Origin of the sequence: Primorskyibacter aestuariivivens (assembly GCF_028023675.1) — a bacterium.
In the GTDB taxonomy this organism is placed as follows: domain Bacteria; phylum Pseudomonadota; class Alphaproteobacteria; order Rhodobacterales; family Rhodobacteraceae; genus Marinovum; species Marinovum aestuariivivens.
The window spans coordinates 208026-233328 of sequence record NZ_JAQIOZ010000006.1; the positions used below are offsets into that span (position 1 = coordinate 208026).

23 protein-coding genes are annotated in these 25303 nt (G+C 61.4%); 8 read left to right on the plus strand and 15 right to left on the minus strand.

The window, feature by feature from the left end; genetic code table 11:
- Positions 1–65: 65 nt before the first annotated feature.
- Positions 66–1271 carry a TsoY family (seleno)protein gene (locus PGB28_RS08445; RefSeq protein ID WP_271421065.1) on the minus strand — a complete coding sequence of 402 codons (1206 nt, stop codon included), beginning with the start codon at positions 1269–1271 and terminating at the stop codon, positions 66–68.
- A gap of 196 nt (positions 1272–1467) precedes the next feature.
- Between PGB28_RS08445 and PGB28_RS08450 the strand changes: the two genes are divergently transcribed.
- The 3 genes from PGB28_RS08450 (at position 1468) to PGB28_RS08460 (ending at position 5805) form a co-directional block, all read left to right on the plus strand.
- Positions 1468–1788, plus strand: a complete 321-nt coding sequence (locus tag PGB28_RS08450) for a hypothetical protein (RefSeq protein WP_271421066.1) — start codon at positions 1468–1470, stop codon at positions 1786–1788.
- Between the two features lie 149 nt (positions 1789–1937).
- Positions 1938–5393 carry a chromosome segregation protein SMC gene (gene smc / locus PGB28_RS08455; RefSeq protein WP_271421067.1) on the plus strand — a complete coding sequence of 1152 codons (3456 nt, stop codon included), beginning with the start codon at positions 1938–1940 and terminating at the stop codon, positions 5391–5393.
- Positions 5394–5448: 55 nt separating this feature from the next.
- Entirely contained in the window at positions 5449–5805 is a 357-nt protein-coding gene (locus tag PGB28_RS08460) for a hypothetical protein (RefSeq protein WP_271421068.1), read from the plus strand.
- 298 nt (positions 5806–6103) lie between these two features.
- On the opposite strand, the gene PGB28_RS08465 is transcribed toward PGB28_RS08460, so the two are convergent.
- Positions 6104–7282, minus strand: a complete 1179-nt coding sequence (locus tag PGB28_RS08465; RefSeq protein WP_271421069.1) for a lytic murein transglycosylase — start codon at positions 7280–7282, stop codon at positions 6104–6106.
- Positions 7283–7496: 214 nt separating this feature from the next.
- On the opposite strand from PGB28_RS08465, the gene PGB28_RS08470 reads away from it, so the two are divergent.
- Entirely contained in the window at positions 7497–7889 is a 393-nt protein-coding gene (locus PGB28_RS08470; RefSeq protein ID WP_271421070.1) for a response regulator transcription factor, read from the plus strand.
- Here PGB28_RS08470 and PGB28_RS08475 read toward each other — a convergent pair.
- The 8 genes from PGB28_RS08475 to PGB28_RS08510 form a co-directional block, all read right to left on the minus strand.
- Positions 7841–8836 carry a glutathione S-transferase family protein gene (locus tag PGB28_RS08475; protein ID WP_271421071.1) on the minus strand — a complete coding sequence of 332 codons (996 nt, stop codon included), beginning with the start codon at positions 8834–8836 and terminating at the stop codon, positions 7841–7843. The two genes, PGB28_RS08470 and PGB28_RS08475, sit on opposite strands and share 49 nt — an antisense overlap.
- A 120-nt stretch (positions 8837–8956) precedes the next feature.
- The gene (locus tag PGB28_RS08480) at positions 8957–10135 is read right to left on the minus strand and encodes a MalY/PatB family protein (RefSeq protein ID WP_271421072.1); all 1179 of its coding nucleotides are present in this window, start codon (positions 10133–10135) and stop codon (positions 8957–8959) included.
- Positions 10136–10190: 55 nt separating this feature from the next.
- Positions 10191–12431, minus strand: a complete 2241-nt coding sequence (ptsP, locus tag PGB28_RS08485; protein ID WP_271421073.1) for a phosphoenolpyruvate--protein phosphotransferase — start codon at positions 12429–12431, stop codon at positions 10191–10193.
- 355 nt (positions 12432–12786) lie between these two features.
- Entirely contained in the window at positions 12787–14025 is a 1239-nt protein-coding gene (locus PGB28_RS08490; protein ID WP_271421074.1) for an aspartate kinase, read from the minus strand.
- Between the two features lie 157 nt (positions 14026–14182).
- Positions 14183–14614: a DUF1178 family protein gene (locus tag PGB28_RS08495; RefSeq protein ID WP_271421183.1), complete on the minus strand. Its 432-nt coding sequence runs from the start codon at positions 14612–14614 to the stop codon at positions 14183–14185.
- A 77-nt stretch (positions 14615–14691) separates the two neighbouring features.
- Positions 14692–15144 (minus strand): NUDIX hydrolase, encoded by a 453-nt coding sequence (locus PGB28_RS08500; RefSeq protein ID WP_271421075.1) that lies wholly within the window; start codon positions 15142–15144, stop codon positions 14692–14694.
- 105 nt (positions 15145–15249) lie between these two features.
- The gene (locus tag PGB28_RS08505) at positions 15250–16500 is read right to left on the minus strand and encodes a 3-deoxy-D-manno-octulosonic acid transferase (RefSeq protein WP_271421076.1); all 1251 of its coding nucleotides are present in this window, start codon (positions 16498–16500) and stop codon (positions 15250–15252) included.
- Between the two features lie 21 nt (positions 16501–16521).
- A complete protein-coding gene (locus tag PGB28_RS08510) occupies positions 16522–18150 on the minus strand; it encodes an AMP-binding protein (protein WP_271421184.1) in 1629 nt (542 codons plus the stop codon).
- A gap of 76 nt (positions 18151–18226) precedes the next feature.
- Between PGB28_RS08510 and PGB28_RS08515 the strand changes: the two genes are divergently transcribed.
- Both PGB28_RS08515 and PGB28_RS08520 read left to right on the plus strand, forming a co-directional pair.
- Positions 18227–19147, plus strand: coding sequence for a DMT family transporter (locus PGB28_RS08515; protein ID WP_271421077.1), 921 nt, complete (start codon positions 18227–18229; stop codon positions 19145–19147).
- 9 nt (positions 19148–19156) lie between these two features.
- Entirely contained in the window at positions 19157–19801 is a 645-nt protein-coding gene (locus PGB28_RS08520) for a sulfotransferase family 2 domain-containing protein (RefSeq protein ID WP_271421078.1), read from the plus strand.
- Here the strand turns inward: PGB28_RS08520 and PGB28_RS08525 are convergent.
- The gene (locus PGB28_RS08525; protein ID WP_271421079.1) at positions 19798–20337 is read right to left on the minus strand and encodes an adenine phosphoribosyltransferase; all 540 of its coding nucleotides are present in this window, start codon (positions 20335–20337) and stop codon (positions 19798–19800) included. The two genes, PGB28_RS08520 and PGB28_RS08525, sit on opposite strands and share 4 nt — an antisense overlap.
- A 210-nt stretch (positions 20338–20547) precedes the next feature.
- Between PGB28_RS08525 and PGB28_RS08530 the strand changes: the two genes are divergently transcribed.
- Positions 20548–20724 (plus strand): hypothetical protein, encoded by a 177-nt coding sequence (locus PGB28_RS08530; protein ID WP_271421080.1) that lies wholly within the window; start codon positions 20548–20550, stop codon positions 20722–20724.
- On the opposite strand, the gene PGB28_RS08535 is transcribed toward PGB28_RS08530, so the two are convergent.
- The 4 genes from PGB28_RS08535 to PGB28_RS08550 all read right to left on the minus strand — a co-directional run bounded on the left by PGB28_RS08535 (position 20721) and on the right by PGB28_RS08550 (position 23404).
- Positions 20721–21350 (minus strand): LysE family translocator, encoded by a 630-nt coding sequence (locus PGB28_RS08535; RefSeq protein WP_271421081.1) that lies wholly within the window; start codon positions 21348–21350, stop codon positions 20721–20723. The genes PGB28_RS08530 and PGB28_RS08535 overlap by 4 nt on opposite strands.
- 9 nt (positions 21351–21359) lie before the next feature.
- Positions 21360–22019, minus strand: coding sequence for a hypothetical protein (locus PGB28_RS08540; RefSeq protein ID WP_271421082.1), 660 nt, complete (start codon positions 22017–22019; stop codon positions 21360–21362).
- Complete coding sequence (locus tag PGB28_RS08545; protein WP_271421083.1) at positions 22016–22888, minus strand: S-methyl-5'-thioadenosine phosphorylase; 873 nt, start codon at positions 22886–22888, stop codon at positions 22016–22018. The genes PGB28_RS08540 and PGB28_RS08545 overlap by 4 nt, the downstream gene beginning before the upstream one ends.
- A 279-nt stretch (positions 22889–23167) precedes the next feature.
- Positions 23168–23404, minus strand: a complete 237-nt coding sequence (locus PGB28_RS08550) for a hypothetical protein (RefSeq protein ID WP_271421084.1) — start codon at positions 23402–23404, stop codon at positions 23168–23170.
- Positions 23405–23663: 259 nt separating this feature from the next.
- Here PGB28_RS08550 and PGB28_RS08555 point away from each other — a divergent pair, with 259 nt between their 5' ends.
- Positions 23664–25298: a SulP family inorganic anion transporter gene (locus PGB28_RS08555; RefSeq protein WP_271421085.1), complete on the plus strand. Its 1635-nt coding sequence runs from the start codon at positions 23664–23666 to the stop codon at positions 25296–25298.
- Positions 25299–25303 lie beyond the last annotated feature (5 nt).

Below are 25303 nucleotides of genomic sequence, written 5' to 3' on the forward strand. Positions count from 1 at the left end.
AAGGAAAAGGGCCGCCCGAGCAAGGCGGCCCTTCCGTTCCGGTCGAGTGGCGAAGGGGTTGGTTATCACTCTGCCGGAATGGCGGCGGCGTCGACGCGGCGGAAATGCTGCCGGTTGAGCCGCAGGACCATGACGATGGCGATGATCTGGGCCGCAATGGCGATGGCGGTCACCGCCCAGTAGCCTGCGCCGAATTTCTCGACCACGCCGGCGCCCACCAGCCCCTTGTTGGCGAAGAAGTGCAGCAGGACCGAGAAGGCCACGGCGGGGCAGACCAGCGCATAGGAGCCGGGCGAGGTCTTGGACCCGATCACGAAGTCCTTGAAATAGCCCTGCGCTTTGAGCACCGCGCCGCCCAGAAGCAGGAAGGCAACCTGGATCGACAGCATCTGGGTCAGGAAGACCAGCGTTTCGCCGGAATTGGCATGGGCGTCAAAGGTGGTGTGCAGCCCGTGGCTCTGGCGCAGCATGAGAATGCTCAGCACGGTGACGATGGGGACGATGATCATCAGCGTCGGAGCAGCTTCCCGCGCCACGCCGTTTCGCAGCATCGAAGCAATGGCCGGAAAGGCCGCGGCCAGCACATAGACCACCGAGATCACGGCGAGGAAGGTGGACAGGATCAGGCTGGCCGAGACGGTGAGCTTGGCGGTGCTCATGGCGGCGGGGGCGGCAAAGCCCACGGCGATCATGGTCAGCGCGAAGGCCGGAACCATCTGCACGAAGGAATTGTTGGCCTCGGGGTTGAAGCCGCGCCCTTCGCCCAGCACGCGGGACAGGTAGCTGCCGATCATGCGGAAGGCCAAAAGACCGATCAGAGCAAAGGCAACCATGGCGGCGGGAAAGAGATATTCCACGATGCTCCAGAGCTGCGGCACAAAGACCAGCCCGACGATGAAGCCGACATTCACGGTCATCGCCATGGCCAGTGGCATGGCCAGCGCCGAGGCTTCGGCATTGGAATTGGTCAGCGCCTCATAGGCGGGCGTCTTGCGGAAGGCGGCCCAGCTTTGCAGGTTCCCGATCAGGCTTTTGATGTTGAGAAAGGCGAAGAACGCGATGCCCACCATGGCCACGGCAATAGTGGCCTGGGTGAGCGGCGCGCCAGTGGCCCAGGCGGCCATGATGTCTTCGAACACCGGGACGGGTTGGCCGGGATGGGGGATCCAGAACATCAGGAACATGAAAAAGGTCACAACGATCCCGCCTGCACCCAGCGAGGCGAGGAAATAGGTCGGGTTGTAGGTATCTGCGGGGCGTGAGGTCTGCATGACGCTCTCCTTTGCATTCGAAAATATGAATGTGAATATACATGCAGAAAGTTGAATGTAAAGGGTGGCGATGCCGAATGTTCAGTTTGTAAGGGGTTGTTAACCCTGTCGGTCCTAGCCTGTGGGTATGCGATGGCTTTTCATACTCTTGTTCCCCATCTTTCTTTCCTCGTGTGACACGCCGAGGCCGCGCCACATGGGCGTGACCCCGGTGCGTTCAGAGCAGGGCGGGATGATCTTTGACGTACGTATGCGCAATGGCCACGCCGAAGCGATTCGGCGCAACTTTTTCTGGCCGGTGCGGATGACCGACATTGCGAATAACGGCGGCCGCGCGATCGAGGCGGTAAACGGATGCCGGGTTGCCTGGATGCAGGGGGATCCTTCGGTGCTGATGGCTGGGGTCGATTGCGGAGCGGGCGCGCCGCGCAAGCCGCGCCGCAAGCTTGTATGCAGCGGTCGGGCTGGAGCGCCGTCGAGTACAGGCGAAAGCGACGTACAGTTTACCTGTGGCTAAACCCCATCAATAAGCAATGAATTGCCAATATAATGTGGATAACTCGCAAATTTACCCTAGATGCTGGGGTTCAAGATTGACAGATCCCAAGATCGGCCTCCAGACTGGCGCCAAGCCGGAATCACGGGCAGAACCACGGGGACCACGTCTTGCGCTTTCACAAACTGCGCCTCACAGGCTTTAAAAGCTTTGTTGATCCCACCGATCTGATGATCGGCGATGGGCTGACTGGCGTGGTTGGTCCGAACGGCTGTGGGAAATCCAATCTGCTTGAAGCGTTGCGCTGGGTGATGGGGGAAAACCGTCCCAAGGCGATGCGCGGCGGCGGCATGGAGGATGTGATCTTTGCCGGGGCGGCGTCACGGCCCGCGCGCAACTTTGCCGAGGTCTCTCTGCATATCGACAACTCGGATCGTCTGGCCCCGGCGGGGTTCAACGACAGCGACGCGCTTGAGATCGTGCGCCGGATCACCCGTGATGTGGGCTCTGCCTATAAGGCCAATGGCAAGGATACGCGGGCGCGTGACGTGCAGATGCTCTTTGCCGACGCCTCGACCGGCGCGCATTCGCCCGCGTTGGTCCGGCAAGGGCAGATCAGCGAGTTGATCAACGCCAAACCCAAGAACCGTCGTCGTATCCTTGAGGAAGCGGCCGGGATTTCCGGGCTGTATCAGCGCCGTCATGAGGCCGAGCTGAAGCTGAAGAGCACCGAGACCAATTTGACTCGCGTCGATGATGTGATCGAACAGTTGGCTGCGCAACTGGCGCAACTGGCGCGGCAAGCGCGTCAGGCGGCGCGCTATCGCGCGATTGGCGAAGAGCTTCGGCAGGCAGAGGGGCTTTTGCTGTACCGCCGCTGGAAAGAAGCGGACGAAGCGCGGCAAAGGGCCGAAGAGGCGCTGCGCGAAAAGCTGACCGGTGCGGCACAGGCGGAAAAAGCGGCGCGCGAAGCGGCCAAGCTGCGCGAGCAATGTGACGAAGCGCTGCCACCGCTGCGCGAGGAAGAAGCGATTGCGGCCGCGATCCTGCAACGGCTCAGCGTGCAACGTGACACTCTGGCCGATCAGGAAACCACCGCGCGTGACAAGATTGCGACGCTGCAAAATCGCATTGCCCAACTGGTGCATGACATTGACCGCGAGGCCGGGCTGAACCGCGATGCGGGCGAGACGATCGAGCGGCTGGAATGGGAAGCGCGGGAACTGGCCAAGGCCGGTGACGGTCATGACGACCGCATGTCCGAGGCCACCGAGGCGGCGCAGGAAGCGGCATCGGTCCTGTCCGAGCGCGAGGCCGATCTGGCCCAACAGACCGAGGATGTGGCGCGGCTGGCCGCGCGGCACCAATCGGCGCAGCGGATGCTGTCGGACAGCGAAAAGCAGCAGCAGCGCAGCGATGAGCAGGCACAAAAGGCACGCGCAGGTGTCGAGGAAAGCCGCGCCAGGCTGGAGCAGGCGGCGCAGGATCAGGTTACGGCAGAAGAGGCCGAGGCCCGCGCCCGCGAAATGGCGCAGCGCGCCGAAGACGCTCTGGCCGCCGCCGACGAGGCCCGCGCCGAGGCGCAATCGCGCGAGGCCGAGGCCCGCGCAGAACGCTCCGAGGCCGAGGGTGAGGCCAATGCGCTGCGCGCCGAGACTCAGGCTTTGGCGAAACTCCTGGAGCGTGACACCGCCGAGGGCGGGCAGATCATGGACCGGTTGCAGGTGGAGCAGGGCTTTGAAAAGGCGCTGGGCGCGGCTCTGGCCGATGATCTGCGCGCCCCCGAAGTGCATGGCGATGGCCCGTCGGGTTGGACCGTGCTGCCCGATTACGATGCGGCGCAGCCCCTGCCCGGGGGGGTAACTCCGCTGAGCAATCATGTCTCGGTGCCCGATGTTCTGGCCCGTCGCATGGCGCAGATCGGTCTGGTCGAGGCCGATGACGGGGCGCGGTTGCAGCCCCTGTTGCAGCCGGGGCAGCGGCTGGTCAGCCTTGAGGGCGACCTGTGGCGCTGGGACGGCTATCGCGCCTGGGCCGAGGATGCGCCCTCGGCGGCCGCGCTGCGGCTGGAGCAACTGAACCGGCTGGAAGTGCTCAAGCAATCGCTGGAGCAGACGACAACGCGGATGGACGCCGCGCGGGCTGCGCATGAGGCGCTGATCCAGCGTTTGTCGGACCTGAGCCGCGCCGACAAAGAGGCCCGCGAGGCACGGCGCGAAGCGGACCGGCAGGTCACAGAGGCGAGCCGCGCGTCAAGCCGGTCCGAAGCGGAAAAGAACCTCGCCGAGGGGCGGCTGGAAAGCCTTGGGCTGGCGCTGAAACGTCATGAGGAAGAGGCGCAGGCCGCCGCGTTGCAACTGCGCGAGGCCGAACGCGCGGTGGCCGACCTGCCGGATCTTGAGGCGGCGCGCGCACTGGTCGAAGACGTCAAGATGACAGTCGAAGCGGCGCGCATGACGATGATGTCCCGTCGCTCCGCGCTTGATGAGCTGCGCCGCGAAGGCGAGGCGCGCACGCGGCGGTCACAGCAGGTGACCAAGGATCTGTCGGGGTGGCGGCACCGTTTGGAAACGGCGGAAAAACGCAGTGCAGAGCTGCATGACCGCAAACAGGCCAGCGAAGATGAGTTGGAGACCGCGTCGCGAGTGCCCGAAGAGATTGCGGCGCAGCGCGAGGAACTGGCCGACGCCATTGCGCAGGCCGAAGATCGGCGGTGTCGGGCGGCGGATGTGCTGGCCAAAGCGGAGACGGCGCTGCGCACCGCAGAACATGCAGAGCGGGAAGCCGAGCGACTGGCCTCTGAAGCGCGCGAGGCGCGGGCCGGGGCGCAGGCGCGGGCGGAATCGGCGTCCGAGAATGCCAGCGCCGCGGCGGAGCGTATCCGAGAGGAGCTTGAGACGACGCCTGAGAAATTGCTGAACAAGCTCGATACTGATCCGGAAAAAATGCCCGGTGCGGATGCGATCGAAGCAGATGTGAACCGGCTGAAGCGGCAGCGCGATGCGCTGGGTGCCGTGAACCTGCGCGCCGAGGAAGACGCGCGTGAGGTGCAGGAAGAGCATGACGGGTTGGTCAGCGAAAAGACCGATCTGGAAGAAGCGGTGCGCACGCTGCGCAACGGGATTGCCAGTCTGAACCGCGAGGGGCGCGAACGGCTTTTGACCGCGTTCGAGCAGGTGAACAGCAACTTCTCGATGCTCTTCACCCATCTGTTTGGCGGAGGCGAGGCAAACCTCGTGCTGGTCGAAAGCGATGACCCGCTTGAGGCAGGCCTTGAGATCATGTGCCAGCCGCCGGGCAAGAAGCTGTCGACCCTTTCGCTTCTTTCCGGCGGGGAACAGACGCTCACGGCGCTGGCGCTGATCTTTGCGGTGTTCCTGGCCAATCCTGCGCCGATCTGTGTGCTGGACGAGGTGGACGCGCCCCTGGACGATGCCAACGTCACCCGGTTCTGTGATCTTCTGGACGAGATGTGCCGCCAGACCGAGACCCGGTTCCTGATCATCACGCACCATGCGGTGACGATGGCGCGGATGGACCGGCTTTTCGGGGTGACGATGCAGGAGCAGGGGGTGAGCCAGCTTGTCTCCGTTGACCTCAAGAAAGCGGAGCGCATGGTCGCGTAAACGTGTCCGGTGTGCCTGAGTGTTGCGGCTATGCTGTCGGCAAAAGGAGACCCCGATGCGCGCCACGATCCTGTTGACCCTGTTGTTTGCCAGTCCCGCATTTGCCGAAAGCTGGGTTTTGCGCGACAGCGATACAGGCTTTGATCTGGCGGCGTTGGATGCCCGGCTGCGCGGTGAAATCCTGACTTTCTATGATGGTGGGAAATCCGAGTTTTACGAGGACGGGCGCTATACCTACACGTACGCCGATGATGGTGGGACGGGGTATGGCTATTTCGAGGTCATGGAAGACAGCCGCGTCTGCATCGAGTTCGTCAACGGGTTTTCGCGCTGTGATGCCTATGTCACCGATGCACAGGATCGGTTGGTGGTGATCACCGAGGCGGGGGATCGGTTTCCGGTCAGGGAGTGAGCGCTGGGTTGAGACCTGGTTAAGAATTCATCTCTACTTTGATTCGTGTCGCAACAAATGTCGGCACAAGGAGGTGATGACACTGAGTGAAGGCACTTTTCGCAAATGGATGGTGATACTGGCAGCGCTTTCGCTGCTCATCGCAATCATCCGACTGTTGGCAGGGCCGTAAAAGTCCGAAAAAGAGAGGCCCGGCAGAGTAGCAGCTCTAGCGGGCCGTTTTTCGGTGATGACACTGAAAAACACTTTCGCAATTTCAAACTGTAGCACAATTCCTAAGAATTGGTAAGCAGATCGTTCACAAACGGTTAAGTAGCCCCGGTGTCGGCCAGGCATCGGCGGGCAAGCCCAGCTTGACCTGTGCGTCCTGCACGGCGGCGCGGGTCTTGGCTCCCAGGATGCCATCGACATCCCCCACATCATATCCCATATCCTGCAACTTGCGCTGCAACTGCTTCATCTGCTCGCCCGACAGGCCCTGTTCCGGATTGCCCGCGTCGAACACGGCTTTACCCTCCAGCCGGTTGGCAAAATAGGCGGCGGTCATGACGTAGACAAAGCTCTTGTTCCACTCGAAATAGACGTTGAAATTCGGATAGGCGAGGAATTTTGGCCCCTTGCGCCCCTGCGGCAGAACCAGCGCGGCGGGGAGTTCTGCCAGGTCACCCTCCCGGGGCTGAACGCCCATCGCGGCCCAGTCCGAGGCGGGGCGCTGTTGGTCCAGACCGGTCAGTGACCAATCGAAATCTGCAGGCACCTGCACCTCCTGAATCCATGGCTCGCCCGCGCGCCAGCCCAGATCGCGCAGCATATTGGCCCCGGACAAAAGCGCATCAGGAGCAGAGGTTTTGAGCGTCACATGCCCGTCGCCGTCCCCATCAACGCCGTTGGTCAGGATGTCCTCGGGCAGCATCTGCACCATGCCGATCTCGCCCGCCCAGGCGCCGGTCGTGGTTCTTGGGTCGAAATCGTCGTTTTCATAAAGCTCGAGTGCCGCAAAGATCTGTGGCCGGAAAAGTTCCGGGCGACGACAGTCATGCGCGAGCGTGACCAGCGCGTTCAACGTGTTGAAATCGCCCTGGACCTGGCCGAAATCGGTCTCGAACGCCCAAAAGGCCAGCAGCACCCCGCGCGACACACCGAACTCGCGCTCCATCCGGTCGAACACCTCTGCATAGCGCCGGGCATTGGCACGGCCGTTATTAATACGGTTCTGGCTGATCAGGCGGCGGGCAAAATCGACAAAGGGAATCTGGAATACGCCCTGCCGCCGGTCGGCGCGCAATACGCTTTGATCCTGCCTGACGGATGAAAAGAACCGATCCACGGTGGCGGGTGCGTGACCTTTGCTGATTGCCTCGTCCTTCAGAGCGGCGACAAATCCCGAAAAGGACCCTCCGCATTGAGCCGACGCTGCCGAGGGCAAAGCGGCTGCAAGACAAAGGGAAAGCGCCTGAATATGGCGAAGAAACGTCATGTAAACACCTGTTGGATCGTTGGTTTGGCGCAGCCTAGCATCCGTGGGCAGGCTGGCAAGCCGTGTTGTCGGCAACCGCAAAAACCCTGTGGCGGATTATCGCAGGGACCGCTTGGAAACGGGGATGTTTACCATTTGTTAGGGAAATTTCGCAGATAAATGGTCGTGGGACACGCTGAATAAATGCCGGGTTAATCGTCTGGAGGGCGGAGACATGCGTGTACTGATCGTCGAAGCAAATCTCAGCTTGGGATCGCTTTGGGCGCGCCATCTGGAACGGTTCGGCGCGCGCGTGGTTCTGACCCAAGGGCAGAGCGACGCTGTGCAAGCGCTTCAGGACCAGACATTCGAAATCATTGTGCTGAACCTGCAAATCGGGGATGGTGCGGCCTTTGCCGTGTCCGACTTTGCCAGTTTCAAGCAACCCGACGCGCGCGTGATCTTTGTCACGAATTCCCGGTTCTTCTCGGACGGCTCGATCTTTGAATTCAGCCCGAATGCCTGTGCGCTCGTGCCGGGAACAACGCGACCAGAGGATCTGGCCGCGTTGGTCGAACATCATGCTGCGGTGGGCAATACAGCGTCCCGGCCATGCGGGGCGTCATAGTTCAGCTCCGGACCAACCGGCACGATGCGATGCGGGTTGATGCTATTGTGGCTGTAATGGTAGTGACGCGATATGTGATCGAAATCCACGGTCTCTGCGACGCCGGGCCATTGGTATAGCTCGCGCAGATACGCCCAGAGCGCCGGGTAATCGACAATCCGGCTGCGATTGCATTTGAAATGCCCGTGATAGACCGGATCGAACCGGATCAGCGTGGTGAAGAGCCGCCAATCAGCCTCGGTCAGGCGGTCACCCATCAGATAGCGATTTGTGCTCAACCGCTCTTCAAGCCAATCCAGCGTTTCGAACAAAGGGTTCACCGCCGCGTCATAGGCCTCTTGGGTGGTGGCAAAGCCGGATTTATAAACACCGTTGTTCAGCGTGTCATAGATGCGCGCATTGACCGGCTCGATGGCCGCGCGCAGGGCCGCGGGCCAATAGTCCTCATGATTGCCAGTGATCGCGTCGAAAGCCGAATTGAACATGCGGATGATCTCGGCGCTCTCATTGCTCACGATGGTTTCGCGCTGCGTGTCCCACAAAATCGGCACGGTCACGCGGCCGGATGCCTTTGGATCGGCCTTGAGATAGATGTCACGTGCAAAGGGCAGGCCGTATAGCTGATCGCCCGTCGCGCCGGGATAGCTGTCGTCAAATGTCCAGCCATCGCCCAGCATGTCGGGATGCACAACGGAGACGCCGATATGGTCTTCCAGACCTTTGAGATTGCGGAAAATCAGCGTCCGATGCGCCCAGGGACAGGCAAGGCTGACATAGAGATGGTAGCGTCCGCTTTCAGCCTTGAAACTGCCCTCACCAGACGGGCCCGCACTGCCGTCGGCGGTAACCCAGTTGCGGTATTTCGACGTGCTGCGCTTGAAGGCGCCTCCGGTGGATTTGGTGTCGTACCACTGATCGCGCCATTCACCGTCAACGAGAAGTCCCATGAAATACCTCCTTTGGTTTCACTCAGGAGGTAACGCATCGCCGGGCAAAGAAAACCCGATTGAACGCGCAGGAGTTGCGCGTCAATGCACATTGGCTTGCGGCAGGGTTCTGTATGCGCGTTATTGCAGGTCGGCAAAGGCCTTTTGCAACCGCTCTACGGCCTCTTGGACATTGGCGCGTGGCGTTCCGATATTGAACCGCAGGAACGTTTCGCCCCCTTTGCCGAATGTCGGGCCGTGGTTGACGGCAATGCGGGCGTCCTTTTCCACCCGGCGCAGGAGTTCGTCCTTGTCCATGCCCGTGCCGCCGAAATCCACCCAGCTCAGATAGGTGGCCTCAAGCGGCATGGATGCCACGCCCGGAATGGCATTCAGCCCCGCGTCCAGCAATTTGCGATTGCCATCAAGATAGGCCACCAGCGCATCGACCCAGTCCGCGCCCTCGGGGCTATAGGCTGCGGTGGCCATGAAGACGCCAAAGGAATTGGGCGATTTGCCCAATGCCGCCATACGGCCCGCAAAGGCTTTGCGCAGTTCGGGGTCCGGAATGATCACGTTGCCGGAATGGCTGCCCGCGATGTTAAAGGTCTTGGTGGTGGCGGTCATCATGACCAGCCGGTCAAGGACGCTTTCGTCCACAGTGGTCATCGGGATATGCGTGGCCCCCGGATAGACCAGATCATGGTGGATTTCATCCGACACCAGGATCAGATCATGCCGCTTGCAGAAATCGGCCACCCCCTGCAATTCCTCGCGCGTCCAGACGCGGCCGCCGGGATTATGCGGAGAACACAGGATGAGCATTTTCTCATTGCCTGTCATCTGCGCATCCCAGCTCTCGAAATCCATCTCGTAGCGGCCCGCATTATTCACAAGCTGGCATTCCACGACCTCGCGCTCGGCGGCGCGGATCACGCGGGCAAAGGCGTGGTAGACCGGGCTCATGACGACCACCCCGTCGCCCCGCCGTGTGAAGGTGTCGATGCACATGGCAGTACCGTTGACCAGCCCGTGCGTTGTAAAGATCCAGCCTGGGTCAATCTCCCATCCATGGCGGTTTTTCATCCACCAGCCAATGGCCGCGCGATAATCGGTCTCGTCGCCAAGATAACCGTAGATTCCGTGATCCAGCATGGTCTGCAAAGCGTCCTGCACCACGCTGGGCGGGCGGAAATCCATGTCGGCCACCCACATGGCCAACCCGTCATCGGGCGAGACGCCATAGACCTTTTCCATCATGTCCCATTTCGAGGAATGGGTGCCGCGGCGGTCGATGATCTCGTCAAAATTGGGGGACATTGGCAAACTCCGGTCGTTTGGTGCGACGCTACTCATTTTCAAACTGTGATCAAGATCACTGCTTACGCAAATAGTCCATCACTGCGGGGCGGACCGATTGTTCGCCCGCCTCGCGCGCGTTTTCGATCACCTGGCGCAGCTCATCCAGGTTTGTCTTGCGCAACAGGTGCTTGACCGGACCGATCGAGGCCGGGCGCATGGACAGCGACCGCAGGCCCATGGCAGCAAGACAGACCGCTTCGACCGGGCGACCCGCGTCTTCGCCGCAGAAGCTGATCGGGGTGCCATGGGTGTCGCAGCGCGAGATGATCTGCTGGATATAGGTGAGGAAACTGGAATTCAGCGTGTCGTAGCGGCGGCGCACCCGTTCGTTTTCGCGGTCGGCGGCAAAAAAGAACTGTTTGAGGTCATTGCCACCGATGGACAGGAAATCCACCTCGCGGAAAAACGCATCCGGCGCAAATCCCAGCGATGGGGTTTCCAGCATCGCCCCGACCTCAAGGCTTTCAGGGATCGGGTGACCCAGAATGCGTTCGCGTTCCAGCGCCTTGTCCATTTCGGCACGTGCCTGGGTGTATTCACTGTATTGCGCAATGAACGGAAACATGACCGACAGAGGGCGCCCATTGGCTGCGCGCAACAAGGCTTGCAATTGCATGCGCATCACGCCCGGCCGGTCCAGCGCCACCCGGATTGCCCGCCATCCGAGCGCCGGGTTCGGCTCATCTGTGGCCTTCATATAGGGCAGGACCTTGTCGGAGCCGATATCCAGCGTGCGGAACACCACGCGCTTGCCGTCCGCCGCGTCCAGAACGCGCGCGTACAGCTCGGCCAGCTCTGTCCGTTTGGGCATCTGGCTGCGCACCAGAAACTGAAGCTCTGTCCGGAACAGCCCCACACCTTCGGCCCCCGACCCCGCGAGCGAGGGCAAGTCTGCCATCAGACCAGCATTCATTTGCAGCGAAATGGTTTTCCCACAGAGGGTCTCTGCCGCCTTTTCCCGGATCGACGCGTAACGCTCCTGCGCCTGGGCCATCATCGCCATCTTGTCGCGGAACGCGGCAACAACCGTATCGTCGGGCCGCAGATGCACGACCCCCTGATCGCCATCCACCATGATGTGATTGCCGTTCAGCGCCTCGGTTGTGACCCGGCCGGCGCGGATCACCAGCGGAATGGCCAGCGCACGCGCAACAATCGCCGCGTGCGAGCCGACCGAGCCTTCCTCAAGCACGATGCCCTTGAGCTTGCGCCCATATTCCAGCAACTCGCCGGGGCCGATATTGCGGGCAATCAGAACCGGGTCGTCCGGCATCTCTGCCCCTGTCACGCTGCCCTGGCCGGTGAGGATGCGCAACAGCCGGTTAGACAGGTCATCAAGGTCATGCAACCGTTCGCGCAAATACGCATCGGGCACCTGGCTCAAACGGGTTCGGGCGGTGCTCTGTTCTTTCTCGACTGCAGCCTCGGCAGACAGGCCGCGCGAGATGTCTTCCTGCATGCGGCGCATCCAGCTGCGGGAATTGGCGAACATGCGATAGGCTTCGAGAACTTCAAGCTGCTCCTTGTCGCCGCCGCGTGCCCCCGCCAGCATCTGGTCTACGCCAACGCGCAATTGCTCGACGGCCTCGTGAAGGCGTTCCATTTCCCGGTGCGGATCATCGGCAATGGGGTTGGTCACCACAACGCGCGGTTCATGCAGCCAGACATGGCCTTCTGCGGCACCTTCCTGACCCGTCACGCCACGGATCAGATAGGGTTGCGTATGGCGCGCGGACATGGCCGCGCCTTCACCGACAAAGGCGCCCAGTTCGGCCATTTCAGCAAGGACCATGGCAACAACTTCCAGCGCATAGACCTCGTCATCGATGAATTTGCGCGCTTCCTTGGACTGCACGACCAGCACGCCAAGCGTTTCGCCCAGCCGCTGGATCGGAACCCCGAGGAAGCTGGAATAAATCTCTTCGCCGGTTTCGGGCATGTAACGGAAGCCCGGCGCAGAAGGCGCGTCGGCAGTGTTGACCCGAGCGCCCGATTTGGCAACACGGCCCACAAGCCCTTCACCGACCCGCATGCGCGTCTGGTGCACGGCTTCTGCCTTGAGGCCTTCGGTGGCGCAGAGCTCAAGGGTCTCTTCATCGCGGAAGAGATAGATCGAGCACACCTCGCAGCCCATGGAATTGGCCGTGAGATGCGTGATCTTGTCGAGCCGCTCCTGCCCGGCCGCTTCTTCGGCCATGAGGTCGCGCAGGCGACCCAGCAGCTTGCGGCTTTCGCTTTCCAAACCGTCCGGCATACGCCTCTCATCCCTCAATACCCGCACCCCTTATACGCGCGGGGTGGGGGGAACGAAAAGGCCCGTTTGTCCCTGTTTTACAAGGAATTCGTGCTGCGATGCGGCATGGATTTCCTTGGGTCGCAGGCCCTGCCTGTCAGCTATCGCGCGCACGCCTTGGGTGACTGTGTGTCGATTTGCGCAATTATTGCATGCAGCTTCGGGCGGAACACCCATCACCGCACACTGCCGGATGCGTTTATACCCGGACCAAACGATGACAGCGCCAACGAGGCGCACAAATCCAAACGCTGCACCCGCAGTCTGATTCGCGAAAGATGATCGGGCCGCGCCGACCCGCGTCGGCGCGCCGTGCTCAGGCCGCTTTCTCCAATTCGAAAGCGTCATGCAGCGCCTGAACGGCAAGTTCCATGTATTTCCGGTCGATCAGCACCGAGATCTTGATTTCCGAAGTGGTGATAACCTTGATGTTGATCCCCTCGTCCGAGAGCACCTTGAACATCTTGGCCGCCACGCCCGCGTGCGACCGCATGCCGATGCCGACCACAGAGACCTTGGCCACGCCTTCGTCCGCCACGATGTCATGGAAGTTGATTTCGCCTGCGGCTTTGGCGTCGGTCATGGCCTTTTCGGCACGCCGCACCTGATCGGTGGGGCAGGAAAAGGTCATGTCGGTGCGGCCCTCTTCCGAGATGTTCTGCACGATCATGTCCACGTTGACACCCGCCTCGGAGAGCGGGCCAAAGATGGCGGCGGCAATGCCGGGGCGGTCGGCCACGGAGATGAGGGTCATCTTGGCTTCATCGCGGCTATAGGCCACGCCGGATACAACATTCAGTTCCATGATTTCCTCCTCATCGCAGACGAGCGTTCCGGCGTCGTCCGATTGTTCCTCAAAGCTTGAGAGCACGCGCAGTTTCACATTGTAGCGCATGGCAAGCTCGACAGAGCGGGTTTGCAGCACCTTGGCCCCCAGCGAGGCCAGTTCGAGCATTTCCTCGAACGCGATCTTGTCCAGCTTGCGGGCTTTTTCGCAGATGCGTGGGTCGGTGGTATAGACGCCGTCCACATCGGTGTAGATATCGCAACGTTCGGCCCCGAAAGCCGCAGCAAATGCGACCGCGGTGGTGTCCGATCCCCCCCGGCCCAGCGTGGTGATACGGCCATCGGGTGCGATCCCTTGGAAACCGGCGACGACGGCAACCCGCATGCCCTGTTCGAACTTGGCGGTGATGTTCTCGGTCGGGATTTCCACGATCCGCGCTGCGGCGTGGGTGTCTGTCGTCTTGAGCGGCACCTGCCAGCCCTGCCATGAGCGTGCGGGCACGTCCATTTCCTGCAGCGTCAGCGCCATCAGCCCGGCGGTCACGTTTTCGCCCGATGACACCACGGCGTCGTATTCGCGTGCATCAAACAGCGGCGATGTTTCATTGACAAAGCCAACCAGCTTGTTGGTCTCGCCCGACATGGCCGAGACGATGACGATCACGTCATAGCCCTTGGCCACCTCGACCCCGACACGCTTGGCAGCGCGTTTGATACGGTCCAGCGTGGCCACGGATGTGCCACCGAATTTCATGACGAGAATGGGCATGACTCACCCTTATGCAGTCGCGTTCGGCGCGGTTTACGCAAAGGGAAGACAAAGGGCAAGCGGGGTGCGGCGCGGCGAATTAGTCCGGGCAGGATGCGAGGCCGTCCCGCCCGATATTGTCATTGTGCTGAAAGATCGGACCGTCGGTAGCCGCCGCTCAGTTGCTTTTACGGTTGGGGCGGAAGGGCAGGGGCGCGACAGGCACGCCGTCTTCGATAAGTTTGCGGGCCTCTTCGGGCCGTGCCTCGCCATGAATCGCGCGTTCCGGCGCGCTGCCTTCGTGCATGGCGCGGGCTTCTTTTACGAAATCCCGCCCGACGTAATCGGAATTCTTCTCCACATGCGCCTTCAACTCGGCCAGCGCCTGTTCCGCGGGAGAGGCTGGTTGCGAAAGCGGACGGTCCATCCTTGCCGGCGCCTTGGTGTTCTGCGACACGCGCGGCGACATGATCGCCTTGTCCACGTGCGTCGAGCCGCAGACCGCGCAGGACACCATGCCTGCCGATTTCAGCTTGTCAAAAGCATCCGCCGACTGGAACCAGCTTTCGAACCGGTGGTCCTGGTCACATTTCAACGCGTAATTGATCATCCGCATGGTCCATTCAGAACTGAGGCAGAGATAACCATCCTGAGGTAAAGATCAACTCAATATGACGAAAGAGCGGGTCACCGCCGTAGCAGCCGGGGATCGAAATTCCGAAGGATTTCGCGGAGTTCGGGTTCGATTACCATCTTGGCGGCTTTCTTGGGGCTGGCCCATTTAAGGCGTCGTTGCCCGGCTTCGGGAAAGTCATCGGAAAGTTTCTTGACCTTCACCGGATAGACTAGCGCAAGGCAGGGTAGTTTGTCGCCCGGCTCTCCGACCTTGTAGTAGGAATAGACGCCAAGGCAGATGTCGATGGCCTGCCCCTTCACGCCCGCCTCTTCCCAGGCCTCGGACAATGCGCCTCGGGCCGGGGTGAGGCCGGGTTTGGGCCAGCCTTTGGGCAGGATCCAGCGTTTGCTGCCACGGGACGTGATGAGCAGGATTTCGGGCTTGTCACGCGTGATGCGGTAGCACAGCGCTGCGAATTGCGTCCGCATCTCGGTTTTGCGCCGCATCTTAACCGTCAGGGGCATTTGATGACCCGAATAGAATGACATGTCCCGACCGCTTCTTTTCGACAAGGGTATCGCGATGATTGACCAAGAGCCATGTTTTTTTGGTGCCGATGGTCGGCGCGGTTAACGAGGTTTCAGAGATCTGACCAGTTCCCGGATGATCGTATCGAGATGGGCGGGCTGGTCCAGAACGTCATGGGCAATGCGCTGCATCGCTTCGCGGCGATCGGTGTCCCGCAATTGCAGAACCGCATTGCGCAGGCTAGGCGCATCTTCGACCTGAATGGCGGCACCGGCGACATCGAGCTTGCGGTAGATCGCGGTGAAATTGCGCACATCCGGGCCATGCAGGATTGCGCTTGAAAACACCGCCGGTTCAAATGGCGTATGCCCGCCTTTTTCCGCCAGAGATCCGCCGACAAAACAGATCCCGGCGCATTGGTACCAAAGCGGCATCTCGCGCAATGTGTCGGCGATATAAACAGCGTTCCGGCGCGGCCTGTCGCCTTCCGAGCGGAGTGCAACGTTGAAGCCCATCCGCCGCGCGAGACTGCCGATTTCGCCACCGCGCGCGGGGTGGCGCGGAGCAATGATGAGATGCAGGCCCGGCCAATCCGATTGCAACCGTTTGTGAGCGTCCAGAACGATTTTGTCCTCGCCCGGATGGGTCGATGCGGCCAGCCAAGTGTCCTCGGGTTGGAACACGTTGCGCAGGCTTTCGTCGGGCAGCATGTCCTTGGGCGGTGCGTAAAACGCCTTGAGGTTCAGCACCGGCCCCATTTGCTCGGTCCGCGCCCCAAGGCTGAGGAAGCGGCGGCGCGAGCCTTCGTCCTGCGGTGACAGGTAGGTGATCCGCGCCTGCAATTCGCGCGCCAGCGGGGCCAGCCGCCGCCATGTCTGGGCCGACCGCCGTGACAGCCGCGCGCCCAGCACGAAAACTGGCAGGCCGCGCTTGGACAGGGCGGCAATCCGGTTGGGCCAGAATTCGGATTCGATGATGATCAACCCCCGAACGCGGCAGCGCCTGATGATCCGGGCCGCCGACCAACGCATGTCCAGCGGCGCAAGCTGGGCGATCACGCCGGGAATGTCCCAGTCGCGGGCCATGTCGCGTCCGGACAGCGAATTGGTGGTAACCAACAGTTTCAAGGCCGGGTCTGCATCGCGCAGCGCAAAGATGACCGGCCGGGCCGAGGCCAGTTCCCCGTTCGAGGCCGCGTGCAGCCAAAGGCGGGGTTCACCAGAGGACAGGTTGCGCAACCCAACGCGTTCCAGCCAATCGGAAAACCCTTCCCGGCCCGCAATCACGCGGGCCAGAAGCGCCATCGAAACAGGCAGCCACAAAAGGGTTATGAGCAGGCGGTAAAACAGCATCGCCCGCATCCGGTAGCAGCGTCAGAGGTCCTTGGCCAGCTTGCGCAGTTCGAATTTCTGGATCTTGCCGGTCGAGGTCTTGGGCAGTTCCATGAACACCACTTTTTTGGGCGTTTTGAAACCAGCCAGTTTGGTGCGGGTGAACGCGATCAGGTCGGCCTCATCCACGCTGTGCCCTTCTTTCAATTCAACAAAGGCACAGGGCACCTCGCCCCATTTCTCATCCGGTTTGGCCACCACGGCGGCCAGCGACACGGCGTCATGGCCCATCAGCGTTCCCTCGACCTCGACCGACGAGATATTCTCGCCCCCCGAGATGATGATGTCCTTGGCCCGGTCGGCGATCTGGATATAGGTGTCGGGGTGCTGGAGGGCGATATCGCCGGAATGGAAATAACCGCCCTTGAAGGCCTCGGTCGTGGCCTCGGGGTTCTTGAGATAGCCTTTCATCACCGAATTGCCCCGGATCATGATTTCGCCCTGTGTAGTCCCGTCCATCGGGATCTGCTGCATGTCGGCATCCATGACGGTGATATGGTCCATCATCGGCATGGCCACGCCCTGCCGTGCCTTGACGGCGGCGCGCGCGTCGCCTTCCAGCGCGTCCCAGTCGCCGCCTTTCCAGTAGCATTCGGTGACATGACCATAGGTTTCGGTCAGCCCGTAGACTTGCGTGACGTTAAAGCCCATCGGCTCGATCTTGGCCAATGTGGCGGGGGCCGGAGGCGCACCGGCGGTGAACACTTCGACCACATGATCGAACTCGCGGCGGTCCGCATCCCGTGCATTAACGATTGTGTTGAGCACGATGGGCGCGCCGCCGAAATGGGTCACGCCCTCGTCCGCGATTGCGTCATAGATCGCCTTGGCGGTGATATCGCGGCAACAGACCTCGGTCCCGCCGATCAACGGCATCATCCAGGTGTGGTTCCAGCCGTTGCAGTGAAACAGCGGCACGATGGTCAGATAAACGGGATGAAGCTGCATGCGCCAGCTCACCACCGTTCCCATGACCATCAGGTAAGCGCCGCGATGGTGATAGACCACGCCCTTGGGGCGCCCGGTGGTGCCGGAGGTGTAGTTCAGCGCAAGGCTTTCCCATTCGTCCTGTGGCATGATCCAGTCAAATTCGGGATCGCCGCTGGCGAGGAAATCCTCGTATTCCATATGCGCACCGCTTGCGGGCACGCCAGCATGCGGGTCGGGCACTTCGATGATGCGGGGGGCCGGGCCTTCCATCTTGGCGATGGCTTCTTCGACAACTGGCAGGAACTGCGCATCGGCCAGCACGACCTTGGCCTCGCCATGCTCAAAGATATAGGCGATGGTATCGCTGTCCAGACGCGTGTTGATCGTGTTCAGCACCGCGCCACAGGCGGGAATTCCGAAATGCGCTTCGGCCTGCGCGGGGATGTTGGGCAGAACGGTGGCCACCACCTCGCCCGGGGCGACACCGGCCTGTGCCAGCGCCGAGGCAAGCCGGGTGCAGCGCGCGTAATATTCGGCATAGGTCTTGCGATGCGGCCCGTAGACCACGGCAAGGTGATCCGGGAACACGTCGCGTGCGCGTTGCAACAAAGACAGGGGCGTAAGCGGCACGTAATTCGCCGCGTTCTTCTCCAGCCCGGTTTCGTCCTTCATCCAGCCCATGTCATTCTCCCATTGACGCGCGGTCATGTCGTTATAAGGCAAGACGGGGTTGCCGCAAGTCGGGGAAAACACAGAGATGACCACGTTTTCGTCCGACACGCGGCCCATGGCCGCCGCCCTGACCATGTTGGCCGCAATGGCGGTCATTGGCGTGATCGATAACGCCATATCGGTGATCGCCCGCGACATTGGCATCTGGCAGTTCCTGACATGGCGCGCGGTGCTGGCAATCCCGGTGATCTGGCTGGGGTCACGCATGGGGCTGGGACGGTTGGCACCGCGCAGGCTTTGGGCCGTGGCGCTGCGGGGCGGGCTGGTGGCGTTGGCGATGTTGTTCTATTTCGGATCACTGGCCATCATGCCGATTGCGCAGGCGCTGGGCGGGCTTTTCACCTCGCCGATCTTTATCCTGCTGGTCACTGCCTTTGCCCTGCGCCAACCGGTCGGGCCGTGGCGCATTTTCGCGGTGACGCTGGGGTTTGTCGGCATCCTTGTGGTGCTGCAACCTGATCCTGAGCGATTGTCATGGGTGACCTTTCTTCCGGTTTTCGGAGGGTTCTTCTATGCGCTGGGGGCGATTGCCACGCGCAGCCTCTGCGCCGGCGAATCCGTTATGTCGATGCTTCTGGCGCTGATCGTCATTCAGGGGATCATTGGTTTGATCGCCATGGCGGTTTTGGCCGTGTTAGCCCCCGAAGCGGCAGAGGGCGGCGCGGGGTTCGTGTTGCGTGGCTGGGTCTGGCCCATGTCGCCGCAGACCCATATTCTGATGATGGTACAGGCCGTGGGATCGGTGATTGGCGTGGGCCTGATCATCCGCGCCTATCAGCTGGGGGATCCGTCACATGTGTCGGTCTTTGAATACTCGGTCTTCATCTTTGGCCCGCTGGCGGCCTATCTGATGCTGGGACAGCCGCTGGGCTGGTCCACCGCGCTGGGCATCGTGCTGATCGCCATTGCCGGGATCGTGATTGTCCTGCGGGCGCGCGACGGGTAGCGTCGGGGCATGATCATTTCGCGCGGGCGGCGCTATATCTTTGTGCATATCCCCAAGACCGGCGGCACCGCGATGACGCTGGCGCTGGAGGCGCGCGCCAAGGCCGATGACATCCTGATCGGCGACACGCCCAAGGCCGTGAAACGCCGGGGTCGGGTGAAAAAACTGACGGCGCGGGGTCGGCTCTGGAAACACGCCACGCTGGCCGATATCGACGGGGTGGTGATGCCCGGCGAGTTGAACGATTTCCTGATCTTCACACTGGTGCGCAACCCGTGGGATCGGGTGGTGAGCTATTATCACTGGCTTCGGGATCAGGGTTTTGAGCATCCGGCGGTGTCACTGGCAAAGACGCTGAGTTTTGACGCTTTCCTGCGTGCCCCTCATGTACAGCAGAGCCTGCGCGCGACACCCGCGCGCCACTACGTGACAGATTCGGGGGGGCAGGAGCGTAAAGCTTTGTTCATCCGACTGGAGTATCTGGCCGGGGACGTCGCCCAGCTTGAGACGCATCTGGGCTTTGCACTGGAGCTCCCACGCGCCAATGCCTCTGATCGCGCGACGGACTACCGTGCATACTACTCGGACGAGGCGGCCGGTATCGTGGCCGAGATCTGCGCCGAGGATATCGCGCGGTTTGGCTACAGCTTCTAAGCGCCCTCGAACGCGCAGAGCGCATGCACGTCCATGCCCATCGCTTCCAGCCTGGCGCGCCCGCCCAATTCGGGCAGATCAACGATAAAGGCACAGCCGATGATCTCGCCGCCCAGCCGCTCCACCAGCTTGATCCCCGCCTCTGCTGTACCGCCAGTGGCCAAAAGGTCATCGACGATCAGCACCCGCTCCCCGGGGGTGATGGCATCGTCATGCACTTCGACGACAGCCTCGCCATATTCCAACTGGTATTCCTCGGAAATCACCGCGCCGGGCAGCTTGCCTTTTTTGCGCACCGGCACGAACCCCGCCGAGAGCTGATGCGCCACCGCGCCGCCAAGGATGAAGCCGCGCGCCTCCAGCCCGACGACCTTGTCAAACCGGACCCCGGCATAGGGGTGCAGCAACTGGTCGATGGCCATGCGAAACCCGCGCGGATCGGCAAACAGCGTGGTCACATCGCGAAACATGATCCCTTCATGCGGGAAATCGACGATGGTGCGGATATAGTCACGGATCTGGGGCGTTTTGCTCATGGATGTCTCCGATGCTTTCAGACACGTTCAAATCGCAGCTTTGATCTGAAATCAAGATCGGCACCGCACTGAGGAGATGACGGGCAAAAAAACCGGAGCGGCATTTGCATCTTTTCTTTTGAATATCTGTCGCTTAGGTTCTGCGGGCCCGTCTATGCAATGTATAGACCGGGTGAACTTTTTCCGGATTACAGCAAGGCAACGCGCAACGTGAGCAAGAAATCCGACAAAAAGCCGGGCAATAAGGATGCTCAACTGATCCTGCGCCTCGACAAGGGTGAGCGCGATGCTTTTGTCGCGCTTTGCAAGGAGATGGACACCACCGCCGCGCGCGAGATCCGGCATTTCATTCGCAAGTTCATGAAAAAGAATGCCGGGAAATCCTAGGCCGCCCGCCGCATGGTCGCGGTGAGCACTCCCATCCCGATCAATGTGGCTCCGCCCGCCCGTGTGATCCAAGGGATCACGCCGGGCCGCGCAATCATGTTCCTGAGCCGGTCGGCGAGCAGCGCATAGGCCAGTGCGTTGAGGGCGGCGAGCCCGACAAATGTTGCGATGAGAATGGTGAACTGCGGCAGCAAAGCGGTATGTGCGTCGACGAATTGCGGCACAAAGGCGATGAAGAACGCGATGCTTTTCGGGTTGAGCGCGGTGACCGCAGCGTTATGCGCGAAGACACTGCGCGCGGTCACGTCCCGCCCAACGGTTTGTGCCTCAAGCCCTTGCGCGGGCGCGGAGCGGATCAACCGGACCCCGAGCCAGACCAGATAGGCCGCGCCGATCCATTTCAGCACGGTAAAGGCGGTTGCGGAAGCCAGAACAATGGCACCAAGTCCGGCGAGCGAGGCGCTCATGGCGACAAGGTCCCCCATTGCTACCCCAGCGGCCGAGGCCACGGCAACGGACCGCCCTTTGCTCAGCGCATAGCTCAGCACCAAGAGCACCGTCGGACCGGGGATCAGCAGCAAAGCAGCCGACGCCGCTGCAAATGTGAGCCAGAGATCAAAGGCCATGTTGTTCCCTCATGGATAGTGGCGCCGGAGCGCCATGATGTCCTGCACCCCAAGCGTTGTGCGTTGAAACCCGTTTTGCGAAACGATGCTGCGATCCGTGTACCATGCATTTTCGATGTCGGTCAGCAGCCCCGTGGCCTGAAAGACCTCTTCCATCACCGTTGAACGCCGTACAATTCCTTGTAATCCGGGTGAAAACACAATGGCCCCGCGCTGAATGTGGTGGTTGCCATTCCACCACAGGTGAACCCAGGCCGCATCAATCTGAATCCCGTCCAGCCCGGGAATGCCCGACCCAAGGATTTCGCCGCCTTGCTCAATATCCAACAGCAGGATGGCGATATCGGGGTCCAGGCGCGATTTGCGCAGACGGATCGCTGCGCCCGCCGTGTTGATTTGCGCAATCGAATGGCCGAGGGCCGCCTCATACGCGTCGATATCCGCGGCTGAAAAGCCCGGGTCTACGCGCGTGATGCCGATGGTCAGGTCCAGCGCGGTAAACTTTGGCCATGTAACGACAGGCTTTTGGCAGGGTTTGCCTGGCGGGGCCGCGCAACTGACCAAACGATAGAAAGCATCGTCGGAAAGCGGACCGTCAACGGCGATGAATTCCTGTGCCGATGCGACACCGGCCCAGAGGCTCAGGACCAGTGCCGCGATGCGATTCAAAGAATGCGCCCCGCCACCGCGTCGAGCCGCGCCAGAACTTCTGGGTCGCGTTTGTCGGGCGCGGTCAGGATGGCGTATTCCAGCGCCCGGTCGCAGCCATGCGGACAGGGCGCGCGCTCCGGCCCGAGCAAGCTGGGCAGTTTGCCCACCATGGCGCGCCCCTTTTCGGCATTGCCCAGAAGCGTTGCGATGATCTTGGTGACATCCACCTCGCCATGATCGGGATGCCAGCTGTCATAATCGGTGACCATCGCCACGCTCGCGTAACACAGCTCTGCCTCGCGGGCGAGCTTGGCCTCGGGCATGTTTGTCATGCCGATCACGTCGCAGCCCCAGCTTTCGCGGTACATTTTCGATTCCGCCAGCGTCGAGAATTGCGGACCCTCCATTGCAAGGTAGGTGCCGCCCTCGTGCACCGTCACCCCAGCCGCGCGGGCCGCATCAAGGCAGGCCGCCGACAGCCGGGGACAGATGGGGTGCGCGACGCTGACATGCGCGACGCAGCCTGGGCCGAAAAAGCTTTTCTCGCGAGCGACTGTCCGGTCGATGAATTGGTCCACGATGACGAAATCGCCCGGTGCCATTTTCTCGCGGAACGATCCGCAAGCCGAAACCGAGATCACATCCGTCACGCCGATGCGCTTGAGCGCGTCGATATTGGCGCGGTAGGGCACGGAACTGGGCGAATGCACGTGGCCGCGCCCGTGGCGGGGCAGAAAGGCCATCTTTACCCCGTCCAGCGTACCGGTCAGAATCTGGTCGGATGGCGTGCCCCATGGCGTTTCGACCGCGTTCCAGGACGCGCCGTCCAGCCCGTCAATATCGTAAATGCCCGATCCTCCGATCACGCCGATCATTGTGTCGCTCATGCCTGCCTCTTTGGTTTTGATCACGCGCAGGGTGCAATGCGCGGCGTTCAAAGAAAAGCCTTGGAACGATCAATTTCCCGCCAAGCCCGTTGCTGTGTGATGCACAAGCGCTCTACATAATCAGCCTGAGCGTGGGTGTCCCATTGCCCTACAAGCTCAAGAACTTTGCTTTGGTCATGATGATCTGGATGATCTGGGCACATCAGGACACATACGAATAATCTGCATCGCGGCCCGCACCGCAAGGCACGGGCCGCTGGGGCTGTGGGTGCGAATTGGTTAGCGCGGGCCGGAGGCGGCTGCACCTTGTTGGCCGTTCTTGACCACGGCAGACACACCTTTTCCGTCCAGCACGCCGGCATCTTCGAGCGCGTCGATTGTGGTTTTCGCTCCGGTCTGCGTGCCTGGCGTGATATCTCCGTCGGCAACGCCCTGATCATGTGCTTTTGCCAGCGCGGCACCGGCACCAAGTGTCAATGCCGTCAGGGTTACGGCGGTCAATTTGAAAAGTCTCATGCGAAGTTCCTTTCGGTTGCAATTTGCCGTCATGGTCCCCGGTTGGGGGCCATGTAAGGGAGCTACGGAACCGGTCTGGAAAAAGTTTCAGCAAAGTGCAGGAATTTTTCAACTGACTGAAAACCGCGATCGGCCGTGCCAACAAGGCGCGTCTCTGGTATGAGCGCAACACATGGCTGCCTTTCGGCGGCCCGGGTGGCGATTGAAGCGGCATTGCAGTATCAGCGCCCCCGCGAACAGACCAAATCAGGACATGCCCATGAAACGCGCGCTACTGGCAAGCTTTGCCGAAAGATATGCCAAGCCCGACCTCCGCTGGATGCCGGATGAGGGCTTTACCATCGGACGGTTGCGCATTGAGCTTCTCTCCGGGCTGACCGTGGCGCTGGCGCTGGTGCCCGAGGCGGTGGCCTTTGCCTTTGTCGCGGGCGTTCACCCGTTGGTGGGACTGTATGCGGCGTTTCTCGTCGGTCTGATCACCGCGCTGATCGGCGGGCGGCCCGGCATGATTTCTGGCGCAACCGGCGCATTGGCGGTGGTCATGGTGGCGCTGGTGGCCGAGCACGGGGTGGAATACCTGTTTGCGACCGTGGTGCTGATGGGGCTGTTGCAGATATTCGCGGGTGTCATGCAATGGGGTAAATTCATCCGGCTGGTGCCGCATCCGGTCATGCTGGGTTTCGTGAACGGGCTGGCCATCGTGATTTTCCTGGCGCAGCTCACACAGTTCAAGGTGCCGGGCAGCGTGGAAAGCACAGGTCACGGCATGGGAGGCGGTGAATGGCTCACCGGGCTTCCGCTGATGATGATGCTGGGTCTCGTGGCACTGACCATGGCGATCATCTGGGTCATGCCGAAGATCACCAAGGTGATCCCCGCGCCGCTGGCCGGTATCGGCGTTGTCGCCGGGTTGGTGATTGCGATGGGTCTGGATGTGCCGCGGGTGGGCGATATGGCGTCGATCCAGGGTGGGCTGCCGTCCCTGCATATCCCGATGGTGCCGTTGAACCTTGAGACGCTGGAAATCATCCTGCCCTATGCGGTGATCCTTGCCGCCATTGGTCTGATTGAATCGCTGCTGACGCTGAACCTCGTGGGGGAAATGACCGGCAAGCGCGGTGGCGCGTCTCAGGAATGCATTGCGCAGGGCGTGGCCAACACCGTAACCGGCTTTTTTGGCGGCATGGGCGGCTGTGCGATGATCGGTCAGTCGATGATCAACGTGAAGTCCGGCGGGCGCACCCGGATCGCGGGGATCGCGGCGGCGCTCTTCCTGCTGATCTTCATCCTGTTTGCTGCCCCGGTGATCGAGCTGATCCCGCTGGCCGCGCTGGTTGGCGTGATGTTCATGGTGGTAATCGGGACCTTTGCGTGGAACTCGCTCACCATCCTGCGCAAGGTGCCCGCGACGGACGCCTTCGTGATCCTGCTGGTCACCGCGGTCACAGTCTATGCCGACCTCGCTGTCGCGGTCGTGGTGGGTGTGATCGTGTCGGCGCTGGCCTATGCGTGGAACAATGCGCGGCGCATCCACGCGACAGAGCGTGAGTCCCACACCGAGGCGGGGGCCAAGGTCTATGAAATTCATGGCCCGCTCTTCTTTGGCTCCTCGGATGGGTTCACTGAGTTGTTTGATGTGGAGAATGACCCGGACACCGTGATCGTGGATTTCAACGACAGCCGTGTCGTTGACCAGTCTGCGCTGCAGGCGATCGAGGCGATTGCCGGAAGGTACGAGGCCGCGGGCAAGGTGATCAAGCTGCGCCACCTGAGCCGCGATTGCCACAAGCTCCTGAAAAAGGCAGGTCACCTGATCGTCGATAGTGATGATGATCCCGATTACGAGATCGCCGTGGATTACGACGTGCGTACCGGCATTCTGGGCGGGCATTGATCCAC